Source organism: Rhodocytophaga rosea (assembly GCF_010119975.1).
Taxonomy (GTDB): domain Bacteria; phylum Bacteroidota; class Bacteroidia; order Cytophagales; family 172606-1; genus Rhodocytophaga; species Rhodocytophaga rosea.
In genome coordinates, this window is sequence record NZ_CP048222.1 from 3,760,634 (window position 1) to 3,776,264 (window position 15,631).

A 15,631-nucleotide genomic window follows, 5' to 3' on the forward strand; every position below is an offset into this window, starting at 1 on the left:
AAAATCAATTTTATACGAATATGAAATATATCTATGATCTGCATAAAACAATGTTGCAGGAAAAGTTGATCCTTGTTTACGAAGGGGAATTTACACAGGAGATTACAAAATCGGTATTATCCATGGCCGAAAGAAACATGGATTCAGTCGGTGAAGAATCTAACATCAAAAGAAAAGTTTTTAATGTGATGGTAGAATGCCTTCAGAATATTTGCAAACATGCAGACGATGTGATTATTGAAGAAAATGTAAAAAATACAGCCATTTTCATGATTGGGAAACACGAAAACGAATACATCATTACTTCTGGTAACCCAATCGGAAATGACAAGGTACCAGGTTTGAATAATAAGCTTCAACAGATTAATGGTCTGGATAAAGAAGGCCTCAAAGCCCTTTATAAAGATATTATCAAAAACGGAGACTTATCAGACAAAGGCGGTGCCGGACTTGGCTTTGTAGATATGGCCAGAAAATCAGGCCAGAAGTTGGAATTTGATTTTCAGCCTATTAACGACAAAGTGTCATTCTTTGCTCTGAAAACGACTATCTCCAGAGCTAATATTAATGAATAAAAATTAATTACAACAAGACCTTACATTCAATAAAAATCTAATACAATGCAAATCATAAACTTAGAAGGTACGGAAGATACCCCAAAAATCATTCTGGATCAGACTAATGGAATATTTGAAATATCAGGCAGATCTTTACCTGAAGATACAGCAGAATTTTATAAGCCTGTATTAGAGTGGTTAGATACATATTCTGGTGCTCCAAAGCCCAAAACAACTTTTACTTTCAAACTCGAATATTTCAATACAGCCTCTTCCAAGTTAATTCTGGATATTTTGTCAAAGCTCGAATCTATTCCTGGTACTACTATTTCCTGGTATTTTCATGAAGATGATGAAGATATGGAAGAAGCCGGTACAGAATTTTCAGAATTGGTAGAAGTACCCTTCGAATTCAAAACCTATTGATTTTTACAAATCAGTACATGTGTCTGATTCCTGCCAAATATAAATTTATTTGCCTGTCGGGAAGTGCTTTCTTTGGGTATGAAAGGGTATTTCTGCCCGATTCTTAGATAATATATACTTTAACATATAGCTGACTTACAGAAATATTGAATTGATCTGTTATGAGTGAGGAAATTTTAAAAGCGTTAACCCAACTTTTTGCTATTATAACAAAGCAAGATGGTGGTGTGACGGAGGTAGAGAGAAAATTTGTCATTCAATTCTTCATGCAAGAATTAGATCAGGATTCTGTGAAAGAATATGTAGAGTTATATGACCAGTTTACAGGATATGGAAAAGAGAGCGAAGACAAAGGTGAAGCTAAACTCACTTCCGTAAAAGATTCGGTAAAGACACTTGCCATTTGTAAAAAGATCAATAAGACGCTTACCCAAAAGCAGAAGGTAGTAGTATTGATCCGTTTGATGGAACTGGTTTGTTCTGATAAAAACTTTACCCCTCAACGGATGAGTATTATTGACACTGTTTCTACAGTGTTTAATATTACTAAAGAAGATTACCAGGCTATTGAAAAATTTGTACTACACGAATCAAGTCAAGTACTCTGTCATTTTGAGAATATTTTGATAGCAGATAGCCAACTGCCTACTATACAAATACAGGCTAAGCATCTGTTACTGGATCATTTGCATGGCCAGATTATCTTTCTGAAAGTCAATAGTGTTGATTTATATTTTGTTAGATATGATGGAGAGGATGAACTGCAATTAAATGGTTTGCTGGTGAAACCTTTTCAAGTATATCTGTTCTCCAATGGAAGTACTATAAAAACACCTAAGAGTTCGCCAATATATTATAGCGATGTAGTAGGCCTGTTCTTAAGTAATTTAGAAGCAAAAAAGCTTTCATTCACGGCAAGGGACTTAGAGTTCCGGTTTCCAAATGGAGCGATTGGCTTACGGGATATCAATATTTCTGAAGGTCCTGGAAAACTAATTGGTATTATGGGTGGGAGTGGAGCTGGTAAAACTACACTTCTCAATGTATTAGCCGGCATAGAGAATCCTTCTAAGGGAGAAATTCTGATTAACGGAATCAATATTCATACTCAAAAAGAAGAAGTACAAGGAGTATTTGGGTATGTGGCACAGGATGACCTGCTGATCGAAGAGTTAACCGTGTATGAAAATCTGTATTACAATGCCAAGTTGTGTTTCAATAATTTATCTGAAATCCAATTAGAAACAGCAGTTATTAGTGTACTCGCCAGCTTGGGTCTTGAGCATATCAAACACCTCAAAGTAGGTAATGTTCTAAACAAAAAAATAAGTGGCGGCCAAAGAAAGAGACTAAATATCGCACTGGAATTAATCCGTGAACCAGCTGTAATGTTTGTGGATGAGCCTACGTCCGGTTTGTCATCCAGAGATTCAGAGAATGTAATTGATTTGCTCAAAGAACTTTCCTTGAGAGGAAAACTCATCTTCGTGGTTATTCACCAGCCTTCCTCAGACATCTATAAAATGTTTGACAAACTATTTATTATGGATACAGGCGGTTATCCAATTTATTATGGCAATCCGGTAGAAGCAGTCATTTATTTCAAAAAAGCCACTAACCAGGTAGATAGCGAAAAGGGCCAGTGTCACACCTGCGGTAATGTGAATCCTGAACAGATATTTAACATTATTGAGGCAAAAGTAGTAGATGAATATGGGCAGTTTACAAATAAAAGAAAAGTAACACCAATTCAATGGAATGAGAAATATTTACAAAAATTTAAGGTAGACGAAGTAAAAGCAGTTCAGGAAAACCCGCCAAAAGCGCTTAATCTGCCTTCCCGCATCAAGCAAACGATTATCTTTACTATCCGTGACTTCCTTTCCAAGATAAGCAATACGCAATACATGCTTATCAATTTACTGGAGGCACCATTACTGGCTTTTTTGCTTGCATTTATCATCCGTTATCAAAACGACCCTGATTCCTCAGGCTATACTTACCGCTATAATGATAATATTCCGGCATATATATTAGTTGCCGTACTAGTGGCCATTTTTATGGGCCTCACGGTAAGTGCCGAAGAGATTATCCGTGATAAAAAAATACAAAAAAGAGAGTCATTTTTGAATCTGAGCCGTACGAGCTATCTCTCTTCCAAACTTATTATACTATTCACTCTTTCAGCTATCCAGACCTTGAGTTTTGTGCTGATCGGGAACTGGATTCTGGAAATACAAGGCATGACCATGAGCTATTGGCTGGTTCTGTTTACGATGTCATGCTTTGCCAATGTGCTGGGTTTGAATATTTCTGCTTCTTTCAATTCTGTTGTTACTGTATATATTACGATACCACTGCTGCTGATTCCACAGATGATTCTGAGCGGGGTTATATTCAGCTTCGACAAATTAAATGAAACAGTAAGCACCAAAGGAGAAGTACCGGTACTTGCCGACTTAATTGCTACCAGATGGGGTTTTGAGGCAATTGCTGTACATCAATATAAAAATAATGCCTACCAGGCACCTTACTACGAATTAGAAAAAACACAAAGCACAGCTTATTATAAATATACCTATCTGATACCAGAATTACTGGAGAGGTTGGAACGTTCCAAATTTCATGCACAAAGTAAGGATGATTCCATTAAATCTGTTTTAGCAAATGATCTTAAGATTATCAGGGACGAAATAAATGGAGAAATAAATAAGCAAGGGTTAACTATCGATGTTAATAAGGTGCTTACGGTAAAGCAGTTCGATGAAAAAGCTACAGAGAAAGTCCGTTTTTATCTGGAATCTTTAAAAGAATCATATGTGCGTCAGTTTAATGAGGCTGATAATAAAAAAGAAATGCTGATTGGCTTCAAGTCTAAAGATAAGACATATGATTTGACTACTTACAAAAACTTGTATTACAATGAAGCATTGGCTGATTTGATGAAGAATACAAGTACTAAAGATCGGATCACTGAATATAATGGTAGCCTATTACAGCAGGTAGATCCTATATATATGAATCCAAAAACGCCGGCTCACACCTTAGATTATAGAACACATTTTCTGGCACCACAAAAGAACATAGCAGGTATAGTCATTGATACGTATCTGTTTAACATTCTAATTGTATGGCTTTTGGCAGCAGCACTCTGTATAACCTTATATTTTGAAGCATTTAAAAGAGTGTTTGCATTATTTGAAAAAATAAAATTTGATTTTATAACCAATTTTATAATGGCATTGAGAAATAAGATAAAGATTAGTTTGCCATCTATCAAGATAAAAAAAGGCCATATCGCAACGAATTAAAAATAGAATAATTTAAAATCAGCATACATAACAAATATTTTTTAACGATGAAAAAAGTATACTTAGGTTTTATGGCACTACTTTTTGTAGCATGCGATAACAATACGCAACCTAGTGAAAAAGCTTTTTTAGATAGTCTGGATAACGTGAAAGTGCAAACGCCTCCGGTTTCTAAAGAGGTTCTGGGTGATATTATTCAGTCTATTCCCTCGCCCCTGGAGATTTCTTCTCTGATCAAAGGCATGGGAGTAAAGTATGATAAAAGCATTCTTAATTCTACAGGCAATCTTTCTAATTATAATACTAATTACAAAAGAGCCTTAAATCTGGGTATTTATAGTACCGACCTGGGGTATGCCAACATTTATAATCAAAACCAGGATGCTTTATATTATCTGGACGCGGTGAGAGAAACAGCTAATGGATTAAATATTGGTCAGTTCTTCGATTTCGGTACAATTAAGAGACTGGCAACCAATAGCAATAATATGGATTCATTGCTGCTGATTACCACAACAAATTTCGAAAAAATCAACAGACATCTTCAGGATCAGGAAAGATCAAATTTAAGTATTCTGATCCTTACCGGTGGATGGCTGGAAGCCTTATATCTGACTTGCGAGGTCGTACAAAAATACCCTAATCAAGCTTTTAATGAGCGTATTGGTGAGCAGAAAGTAATTTTAGATCAATTATTGCTGCTTCTCTCTTTCTATAACCAGGACCCTAGTGTTCAGACACTTATTTCAGATTTGACTTTATTACAAAAGCACTTCGAAAGAGTGAAAATTACTTATACCTATAAGGAGTCTACGATGAAAGAAGTAGATGGGGTTTTGATGGTAGTAGACAACAGCACCAGCAAAATAGACATGACTTCAGAAGATTTGAAAAATATATTTGAATCTACAGGTTCAATCCGTAAAAAAATAATCAGCTAATATTAAGTTTTTGATAAGATATGAAAAAACTATTTTTTACATTCATTGTATCTGCCGCTTTCCTTTTTTCAGGTTCTGTTGCTTTTGCTCAGTGTGACGCAGATACGTATACAAGCAAGCTTATCGAAAAGATGCCCGAAGGATATGCTTTCCTCAAAAGTTATAAAATTGATGGAGAGAATGGGGCAAAAGCTAAAATGGAGTTTCCTTACATTTTCAGTAAAGATTCGAATTACATGATTACGTTAGGAAATAAAGAGCTTGAACTAAAAGGAGTTCTGCTAAATCTTTACGATTCTAATAGAAAATTAGTAGCTACTAATCAGGACCCAGGTAGTAAAAAGTATTATTCTGGTGTAAGTTATAAATGTGCTTCTACTGGAGTATATTATTTAACTTTCTCATTTGAAAGTACAAAGGAAAGCTGCGCTGCAGCGGTTCTAGGATTTAAGCGGTAGTCTACTCGATATATTTTATTTGCAAAAGCAGGTCTCGGTTCCCTGCTTTTGTGTTTCTATAGGTTTCATCATTCTTTTTCTGCTACTATTATATCAAAAAATATTAATATGTTGCAGCTAAATAATAGCCTGTTGACATGGCAAAGAAAAGAAATGAACGTTTCGTAAAGGGCACTCTGCCAGAATCACATACAGCACCAGCATACTGGTTTATTTTTAAAGAAAATCTGATTTTAGTAAAAGAAGAAGAAATTGGAGTAAGTATTCCAGCTTTTTACTCTATAGAAGAAACTGGCTGGCCTGTTGCAAGAAAACAATATCTGGGTACCTGGCAAGAACATCATAGTTATGTAGTAGAAGTATCACAAGATATGCTGTTACCTTCCGGGATGAAATGGACCGGATTACGCCAGGCATATGGACAATTAGCAGAACATTTCTTTTCTTTAGCCGGAGAAGCCATTCAAATTCTTGATTGGGACCGTACGCATCAATTTTGCGGACGTTGTGCAACGCCTACAATTCCTTCCTTAACAGAATATTCACGCAAATGCCCGAATTGCGGTCTGAGTAATTATCCTCGTTTATCACCAGCCGTTATTGTATTAATTCAACGTGATAATCAAATTTTATTAAGCCGTTCCCCTCATTTTCCGCCAGGAATGTACAGTATTCAGGCAGGTTTTGTGGAACCTGGAGAAAGCCTGGAAGAGGCTATTCACCGGGAAATTATGGAGGAAGTAGGTGTACGCTTAAAAAATGTACGGTATTTTGGAAGCCAGCCCTGGCCATTTCCCAATTCCCTGATGATTGGCTTTACTGCTCAGTATGCTGGTGGTGAACTTACTATTGATAAAACAGAAATAGAAGATGCTGCCTGGTATACAGCTGACAAATTGCCAAATATTCCTCCTCGTTTAAGTATTGCCCGAAAACTAATTGACTGGTATATTAGAAAGCAAAATACTTCTGGTAAATAGCATTTCACTAAATACACGCAGACTAAATATTTAAATCGCCATTCATTCACATACAGGCAATATATATTTCATAACATAGATTTTCCTGTACGCTCACGTACGCAGGGTGTCCGTTTCCGGACAATATTGCTAGAATATAATCTACAACAATTATTATAAGATACTGTTTTACAGTGATTTGATTTTTGCGGCAGATTTATTGTCACATAAATTCTCACTGGCTAATCTTTTCCGGATACATATATGTTTCAGAACTATTTAAAAATTGCGCTTCGCAATATTCTCAAATACACAGGTTTCTCGTTCATTAATATCTTTGGTCTGGCATTAGGCCTAACATGCTGCCTGCTGATTTCGCTATATATTCGTGACGAATTAAGTTATGATAAGTATCACACCAATGCTGACCGCATCTACCGCGTTACCCGTAACTGGACTTCGCAGGATGGTTCGGTTAGTTTGCATTTAGGCCATGTGGCTCCTCCTTTTGGACCCTTGCTTGAAAACGAATTCCCCGATATCGAAGCTTCTGCCAGAATCATACAAAATGGTTTTTTATTTCGCTACGATGAAAAAGCCTTTAATGAAAATAATGTTTTTATCGCTGAACCAGCCATATTTAAAATATTTACCATTCCGGTAATTAGTGGCGATCCCAAAAAAGCCCTGGATGATCCATTTTCCATCATGTTGAGTGATAAAATGGCAGAGAAGTATTTTAATAATGAGAATGCTGTGGGCAAGGTGATTAAAATAGACAACCAGTTTCAGGTAAAAATTACAGGTATTTTCAAACACTTTCCGGCCAATTCGCATTTCCATCCGGATTTCCTGGTTTCGTTTTCTACTTTAAATGATGACAATGTGTATGGGCGGGAAAACCTGCGTACCAATTTTGGTAACAATTCCTTTGGTACATATTTACTACTGCCTGAAAATTACAATACGCAAACTATTACTTCGCAGATTCCGGTTTTTTTGGATAAGGTTTTGGCTGGCAATAATCCTAATAATGGGCCAAAACCTTCCGCAGGTACTAACTTATTTTTACAGAAACTTACCGATATACACCTCCACTCGCACCTAGATTCTGAATTTGAAGCCAATAGTGATATTACCACCTTATATATTTTATCAGCTATAGCTGTGTTTATCCTAATTATTGCCTGTATCAATTTTATGAATTTATCAACTGCTCTGGCTGCTAAACGTGCCAAAGAGGTGGGTATTCGTAAAGTGATGGGTGTAACAAAGGACAAGCTGGTCATTCAATTTTTAAGTGAGTCAGTTGTTTTTTCAATGATTGCACTGGTACTGGCCATTGGCATCGTACAACTATCTTTACCAGCTTTAAATAACTTTACTGGCCGGGAATTATCAGTAGGTTATCTGGAAAATTGGTATACACTGCCATTACTGATTACACTTGCTCTCATTGTAGGGGTAATAGCAGGCAGTTATCCGGCTTTATATCTTTCCTCATTCCAGCCTATTTCCATATTAAAAGGAAAATTGTTATCTGCCCAGGCAGGTTCTGGCTTACAGGCTATTTCACTACGCCAGATACTGGTGGTACTGCAATTCACTATTTCCATTGTACTCATGATTTGCACCGGAATTATGTTTAACCAGTTAAACTTTCTGAGCAATAAATCCTTGGGTTTTGAGAAAGACCATGTTGTAACCTTATCTTATTTCGGAGAATTATCCGAGCAATACGAATCTTTTAAAAATCAGCTCACCAGCCAGACTTCTGTACAACAAGTAGGTCGGTCTTCCAGAATACCTTCAGGACGATTGCTAGATTCTAATGGGGCAACTGCTCAGGTAGGAGATTCGCTTCAGCCTACTTCCGCTACTATTAAATTTTTAAGAGTAGACCATGATTTTATTTCTACTTACAAAATTGAAATGGCTGCTGGCAGGAATTTTTCCAAAGAGTTTGGCACCGATGACACTACTGCTTTCATTATTAATCAGGAGGCAGCCAGTATGATTGGCTGGAAAACTGCTGAAGAAGCTATAGGCAAGCAATTTACATACGGTCCTCGGAAAGGCCGCATTATTGGCGTAGTCAAAGATTTCAACTTTGAGTCGATGCACCAGGAAATTGCTCCCATGGTATTTTTTATCGCTCCTAACGATGGCTATAATTACTTATCTGTAAAAATAAACGGCACTAATGTTAAAGAAACATTGGCACAAATAGAAAAAACCTGGTACAAATTCTTACCAGAACGACCTTTTGAATATACCTTTTTAGATGAAAACTTTGGCCGTTTGTATGAAAAAGAACAGAAACAGGGGCAGCTTTTCTCAACTTTCTCTATCCTGGCAATTCTGATCGGATGCCTGGGTTTATTCGGTTTAGCTTCTTTTACAGCAGTTCAACGTACCAAAGAAATCGGTATACGAAAAGTACTGGGCGCTTCCGTATCGGGAATTGTCACTTTATTATCCAAAGAATTCTTAAAACTGGTTTTTATTGCCAACTTGATTGCCTGGCCAGTTGCCTGGTTTGCGATGAGTAAATGGTTAGACGGTTTTGCATACAGTGTAAACATCAGCCCCTGGACATTCTTATTAGCTGCCTTGCTCGCCTTAATTATTGCCCTTATTACGGTGAGTTACCAGTCAATTAAAGCAGCTATAGCCAATCCGGTGAAGAGTTTGAGAGCTGAATAGCCTCGAACCTGGATTCATACGATTAAATAGATAAAGAGGATTTTATAACAGTTTTATAGTCTTATAATCCTAACTATTTCATAAGCTAAATTCAAGCTAAATCAAAATTCTCAGCCTTATACAAACATAAAACCTGGCTTCAATATGCTGAAAAATTATTTGAAAGTAGCCTTACGAAACCTGTTCAGGCATAAGCTATATACTTTTATCAATGTTGCCGGTTTGGCTGTTGGGATTGCCTTTTGCTTGCTTATTATTTTGTTTGTTCAACATGAGTGGAGTTATGACCGGTTTCATCCGAATGCCCAACGCATGTATAGGGTAGCATTGAAGGAAATTACGCCTGATAAAACAGAGTATTTTAATACAGTTACGCCAATTGTATTCGCTCCCATGCTGAAGCAAAATCTGGCTGAAGTAGAGCAGGTAGTTCGGGTATGTACACGCAGTAATCTGGTCAAACGGAATGAAGTATCTTTTTCAGAAACTATTCATATAGTAGACACCAATTTCTTTCATCTCTTTAACTTTCCACTTATTAAAGGCCCTAAAAATACTGCTTTAAGAAACCCAAATTCAGTGGTGTTGACAGAGGAATCAGCCATAAAATACTTTGGGAAAGAAGATCCCATTGGCAAAACGCTTACCATTCGCCTGAGAGACACAGATATAGATTTTACAGTGAGTGCTGTTGCGAAAAATGCACCTTCTCATTCCAGCATTCAGTTTGATTACCTCATTTCTTTTGAAAATGCTAAACATATCTGGCATGAACGGGCCCTGAAGGCTTTTTTTCAGGTATTTGTGGAAACATATATTCAATTACCAGATGAGGCTGCTTTAACTAACCTGCAAGCCAAGCTTCCTGCTGTACTGAAGCAAAACCTGGGCGAAGATTATACACCAGGTGGCTATAATCTGCTTTTCCAGCCGATTACAGATATTCACCTCAACAAAGATTTTCCGGAAGGTATAGAGCCTATTAGCGATCCGGCTTATTCCTATATACTAGCCACGGTAGCAGTGCTTGTGTTACTTATTGCCAGCATTAATTTTATTACTTTATCTCTGGGCAGGTCTGTAAGCCGGGCCAGAGAAGTAGGCATACGCAAAGTAGTAGGTGCTGAGCGCAAGCAACTAATAACGCAATTCTGGGGAGAAGCTATTCTCATTAGCCTGCTATCGCTTATAACTGGAATTATGCTGGCTACTTTTTCTTTACCTGTATTTAATGACTTAGCAGGTCAAACCCTCACGTACAATCTGGTAAGCGAAATTACGCTCTTCTCTTTAATCCTATCTATGATTGTTGGTTTATTAGCTGGTATGTATCCGGCTATATTCCTATCCAGATTTAATCCCATTGAAGTGTTGAAAGGGCATTTAAAAGTGAGCGATGCAGGTATTTTCAGACAAGGGTTAATAGTGTTTCAGTTCGTGCTATCTATTTCGCTTATTATTTGTACCCTAATCATGTCGCAGCAATTGCGCTATCTGCAAAATAAGAATCTTGGGTTCGATAAAGAGCAGGTCATAGTTATTCCTACCGGAGCAGACGAAACAGATGCCTTGGCAATTTATGAACGGATGAAAAATGAGCTGGCTACACATCAGAGTATTGCAGGAATTACCAATGCGATGTTTACGTTGGGAGAAGGCTGGGCCGAAGCAGATTACCACGATAATACCAACACGGTAAGGGCAATGGCTATAAATGTTGTAGATCATGATTTTCAAAAAATCATGAAAACAAAAATGGTGGCAGGCCGTGATTTTTCTAAAGATATTTCTGCGGATATCAGTGAAGCCATTATTGTAAATGAGGCACTGGTAAAAGAATATGGGTGGAAAAATCCAATAGGAGAGAGGCTTCCCGGTAAAGATTTCCCACCTCATCAGATTATTGGTGTAGTCAAAGATTTTAATTATCAATCGCTCCATACGCCTGTAAAACCTCTGGTAATGGCTTTAAGCGATTCTATTTTTCAGGGAACAGAAAATGTAAATTTTAGTAGTAGCTCCCGCCGCAAAATTCTGGTACGGATTAAACCTGAAAATATACAAACAACCATAGCGCTACTGGAGCAAACCTGGAAAAAAGCGGCTCCATCCTTGCCATATACTTTTTCTTTTATGGATGAAACCCTCAATAAACAATACCAAGCAGAAATACGGCTGAGCAATATGATGAATTATGCAACTGGCTTTGCCGTATTTATTGCTTGTTTAGGGTTATTTAGTCTCGCCACTTTAGCCGTTCAAAAACGCCAGCGTGAGATTGGGGTGCGTAAAGTAATGGGCGCTTCAGTAAAAAGTATAGTAGTACTGTTTTCCAGAGAGTTTGCCAAGCTGGTAATTATTGCTTTTGTGGTTGCAGCTCCGCTGGCTTACTTTATCATGCACAGCTGGTTACAAGATTTTGCTTATCGTATTCCCATCAGCGTATGGATCTACCTGCTGGCTGGTATTTTATCATTGGTCATTGCCCTGCTTACCGTAAGTTATCAGGTAATCAGAGCAGCGCTGGCTAATCCGGTAAATGCTTTGCGAAGCGAATGAATTTAAATAGTAACTGAACAATAATTGATATTACTTATTTCTTCTTGCACACATTATAGTATATTTAAATTACTAATTTGTTATTACTCACTATTATCTATACATCATGATTAAACTAAACAATATTTTTAAGTGGTACTCTTCCGGATTTGTGAAAACCTTTGTGTTACGCGATGTAAGCCTGGAAATCGGACAAGGTGAATTTGTATCCATTATGGGACCGTCAGGATCAGGAAAATCTTCTATGCTCAATATAATTGGTATGCTGGATGAACCTTCGGAAGGAGAGTATTATTTCCTGGATCAGCCGGTTCATAAACTCCGTGAAAAACAGCGTTCCGAACTTCATAAAAACTACATTGGTTTTGTTTTTCAGAGTTATCATCTCATCGATGAACTAACCGTGTATGAAAATCTGGAAACGCCATTGTTGTATAAAAATATTAAATCTGCCGAGCGCAAAGCCATTGTAGCGGATACCCTGGATAAGTTTAACATTGTTGGCAAAAAAGATCTGTTTCCCAATCAGTTATCGGGTGGACAGCAGCAGTTAGTGGGTATTGCCAGAGCAGTAATTACAACGCCTAAATTGATATTAGCCGACGAACCTACCGGAAACCTGAATTCTGCCCAGGGAATTGAAATAATGGAACTATTTAAGAAGCTAAACCAGGAAGGAGTAACCATTGTGCAGGTAACGCACTCCGAAAAGAATGCTGAATATGGCACCAGAATCGTTAGCTTATTAGATGGCAGGGTAGAACAAGCATATGCCTAGGAATACTGCCAGAAATTAGTTAAAAAGACGCATCTGTATGCGTCTTTTTTATGACTAATAATCCAAATCATTTATTGCGTAAATACCTGAATTTATGTACTTTGAATCTGTGAAGCCTATATTCTAATCATCAATTTATATGCTCAAATCACTAATCCCGGTTTTTTTATGTTTCCTGTTGATCTGCTGTTCTTCCTTTATGAAAGCACAGGGTCAACAGGAGAACAAAAAATTCATAACTGAAACAGGCTATTTACTTTTTCTTCCGCAGGACTATGCCAAAGATGCCCAGAAAAGATGGCCAATGATTTTGTTTTTACACGGCTCTGGTGAACGGGGAACAGTGATTGATTCAGTGAAGAAACATGGACCTCCCAAAATTGTAGAGCAGAAAAAAGACTTTCCATTTATAGTAGTATCTCCTCAATGTGCGCCGGGAGAAAACTGGTCAGCAAATACATTAAATAAATTAGTAGATGAGATAATTAAAAATAACAGGGTAGATACTAACAGAATGTACCTGACCGGATTGAGTATGGGTGGGTATGGAACCTGGGAGTATGCGTTGCGTTTTCCAGACCGTTTTGCTGCGATTGCTCCTGTTTGTGGGGGAGGAGATCCAGGTAGGGTATGGTCCATCCGCTCGCTGCCTATATGGGTTTTTCATGGAGCGAAAGACCTAGCTGTACCAATCAAGCAATCTGAAGATATGGTGAATGCTTTGAAAAAAGTGGGAAACGATGTAAAGTTTACTGTGTATCCCGAAGCAGGCCACGATTCCTGGACGGAGACATATAATAATCCGGCTTTGTATGAGTGGTTTCTAAAGCACAAACGCAAAGCGAAAATAGCTATAAAAGTAAATCCTACTGTGTATGATGCCTATATTGGGGTGTATGAATTAGAACCTCATTTTTCGTTAACGATATTAAAAGAAAATAACCGGTTGTTTGTACAACCCACTGACCAGCCTAAAATAGAATTACATCCGGAAACGGAAAAAGACTTTTTTATAAAGGAAGTAAATGCCCAGATATCCTTTGTGAAAGATAGCAAAGGAAAAGTAACAGAGCTTGTCCTGCACCAGGATGGAGATAAATCTGCCAGAAAAGTGAAATAAAAGCAAACCAAGGATTATTAGCAGTAAATAAAAAATATTTCTACTCTAGTGCAACCATCAATTCAAACAGTAATCTTATAGCCAGAAAACAATAAACTTATATATGAACATGAAAAAATTAATCTATGTTGTCGCCTTTGCCTTCAGTGCCTTTACCTATTCTGTGTATGGTCAGGGAACCGAAACCCGTAATGTGAGCTCATTTGATCAAGTACATGTAAGCGGCAGTTTTGAAGTAACCCTGGTTAAAGGGAATACAGAGTCTGTAAAAATCGAATCCAGCAGCCTGGAGCTTAATAAAATTGAAACGGAAGTAGAGGGGGGTAAATTAAAAATAGGTCTGGAGAAAGGAACCTACCGCAATACCGGAAATATTAAAGTACTCGTCACTTATAAAGAAATAGAGGGTATTCATTCTTCTGGTTCTTCATCAGTTGTTTGTGATTCTGAATTAAAAGCAGATGATTTTGAGTTGCATACCAGTGGCTCAGGCAGTATTAAAATCGCTTCGTTGAACACCAATGACTTGAAAATTCATAATTCCGGTTCAGGCAGTGTAGAGGTAGCAGGTACAGCCAAAAAGCAATCAGTTAATATCAGCGGTTCCAGTAAAATAAATGCATTTGATCTGAAAAGTGAAGAAAGCCAGGTAAGCATTAGCGGTTCCGGAAATGTAAATATCAATGTAACCCAATCCTTAGAAGCTAGAGTTTCTGGTTCCGGAGACATTCGCTATAAAGGAAACCCTGACATACGGAATATTCATGTATCCGGCTCCGGTAACATCAAAAAGGTAAATTAAGTCAGCAAATTTAACTACTGCTTGAAAGCGATCTCCAAGTTCTTGGAGATCGCTTTCTTTTTTATGGGCATTTCAAAATAAAGATTTTGCAGGTTCTAATTTTATAAAGAATGCACTACATTCCACCCTGAAATGATTTTAATAAGTATAGTCTGATGTATTCAGATTGATATAAATCCTGTACAAAAATTACATTTCTGCTGCCCGGTTTTTATTACAAGAAAGCTTTTTAATTCCCTATTAAGTTACATAGGTAACGAAACCACAGTAAATAGTACCTCACACCCTATTGCAGCATAGTAAATTGATATAAACAAATAACAATTGCTATGCTTGCCACCCTTTACTGCATTCTCTCGGTTTCGACGGTAATAAAGCTGTTTTTCCATTTAACAGCTTTACAAGTCTATTTCCATTATGTAGGTAGAAGTAATACGATTCGCTTTCCTGGAGATACTTCCCATAGGCTGATTTTGCAAGTTGCAGGGAAACCGGCTTATAAATCCATTTTAACTAATAATGTAAATCAAGAAATCTTACGAAGAAGCTTTAATCTGTACAGGTCATTTTAGTGCCTTTTTACAAGATTTTATTTTAGAAAAATCAGCTGTATAACCCTATAACATTACCATGAATATTATTCGCTCTCTGATACTTTTTATTGCAATCGTCGCCTGCTTTTGCTGTATGGCTACAAAAAGTTTCGGGCAATGTGAAATGAAATATAGCCACACCATTATAAATGCCTCTGCTGATAAAAACAATGGTCAGATAGATATCAGCTTTGATGCATCAGGTAGTTTACCAGAATGCCAGATTTTTGGCTACACTGGAACTATACCTTTCCTGTTGATGGATGCTGCAAAGAAAACAGATGCAAATAAAGGCATTGTAAGCTTTTCTGGCCTTACACCCGGCAACTATACGATAAGAATCGGCCAGAAAGGGTGTAAGGCTTCATTTATAGGAGAACATACAAAGATTATTGTAGGGACAAATCAAGCGAGATAAGGT

At 37.3% G+C, this 15,631-nt stretch carries 12 protein-coding genes; all 12 read left to right on the top strand.

Annotated elements, in window-relative coordinates; genetic code table 11:
- Positions 1–20 precede the first annotated feature (20 nt).
- Complete coding sequence (locus tag GXP67_RS15675) at positions 21–575, top strand: SiaB family protein kinase (protein ID WP_162443995.1); 555 nt, start codon at positions 21–23, stop codon at positions 573–575.
- Between the two features lie 45 nt (positions 576–620).
- A complete protein-coding gene (locus GXP67_RS15680) occupies positions 621–983 on the top strand; it encodes a DUF1987 domain-containing protein (RefSeq protein ID WP_162443996.1) in 363 nt (120 codons plus the stop codon).
- A 161-nt stretch (positions 984–1,144) separates the two neighbouring features.
- A complete protein-coding gene (locus tag GXP67_RS15685; RefSeq protein WP_162443997.1) occupies positions 1,145–4,294 on the top strand; it encodes an ATP-binding cassette domain-containing protein in 3,150 nt (1,049 codons plus the stop codon).
- Between the two features lie 47 nt (positions 4,295–4,341).
- Entirely contained in the window at positions 4,342–5,235 is an 894-nt protein-coding gene (locus tag GXP67_RS15690; protein ID WP_162443998.1) for a hypothetical protein, read from the top strand.
- Positions 5,236–5,255: 20 nt separating this feature from the next.
- Positions 5,256–5,693 (top strand): hypothetical protein, encoded by a 438-nt coding sequence (locus tag GXP67_RS15695; protein ID WP_162443999.1) that lies wholly within the window; start codon positions 5,256–5,258, stop codon positions 5,691–5,693.
- A 137-nt stretch (positions 5,694–5,830) separates the two neighbouring features.
- Positions 5,831–6,673: an NAD(+) diphosphatase gene (gene nudC, locus GXP67_RS15700; RefSeq protein ID WP_162444000.1), complete on the top strand. Its 843-nt coding sequence runs from the start codon at positions 5,831–5,833 to the stop codon at positions 6,671–6,673.
- A 243-nt stretch (positions 6,674–6,916) separates the two neighbouring features.
- On the top strand, positions 6,917–9,358 hold the full coding sequence (locus tag GXP67_RS15705; protein ID WP_162444001.1) for an ABC transporter permease: 2,442 nt from the start codon (positions 6,917–6,919) through the stop codon (positions 9,356–9,358).
- Between the two features lie 144 nt (positions 9,359–9,502).
- Positions 9,503–11,917 carry an ABC transporter permease gene (locus GXP67_RS15710; RefSeq protein WP_162444002.1) on the top strand — a complete coding sequence of 805 codons (2,415 nt, stop codon included), beginning with the start codon at positions 9,503–9,505 and terminating at the stop codon, positions 11,915–11,917.
- 106 nt (positions 11,918–12,023) lie between these two features.
- Positions 12,024–12,695 (top strand): ABC transporter ATP-binding protein, encoded by a 672-nt coding sequence (locus tag GXP67_RS15715; RefSeq protein ID WP_162444003.1) that lies wholly within the window; start codon positions 12,024–12,026, stop codon positions 12,693–12,695.
- A 139-nt stretch (positions 12,696–12,834) separates the two neighbouring features.
- Entirely contained in the window at positions 12,835–13,815 is a 981-nt protein-coding gene (locus GXP67_RS15720; protein ID WP_162444004.1) for a prolyl oligopeptidase family serine peptidase, read from the top strand.
- 109 nt (positions 13,816–13,924) lie between these two features.
- Positions 13,925–14,617, top strand: coding sequence for a head GIN domain-containing protein (locus tag GXP67_RS15725; RefSeq protein WP_162444005.1), 693 nt, complete (start codon positions 13,925–13,927; stop codon positions 14,615–14,617).
- A gap of 687 nt (positions 14,618–15,304) precedes the next feature.
- Positions 15,305–15,628, top strand: a complete 324-nt coding sequence (locus tag GXP67_RS15730) for a hypothetical protein (RefSeq protein WP_162444006.1) — start codon at positions 15,305–15,307, stop codon at positions 15,626–15,628.
- Positions 15,629–15,631: the final 3 nt, after the last annotated feature.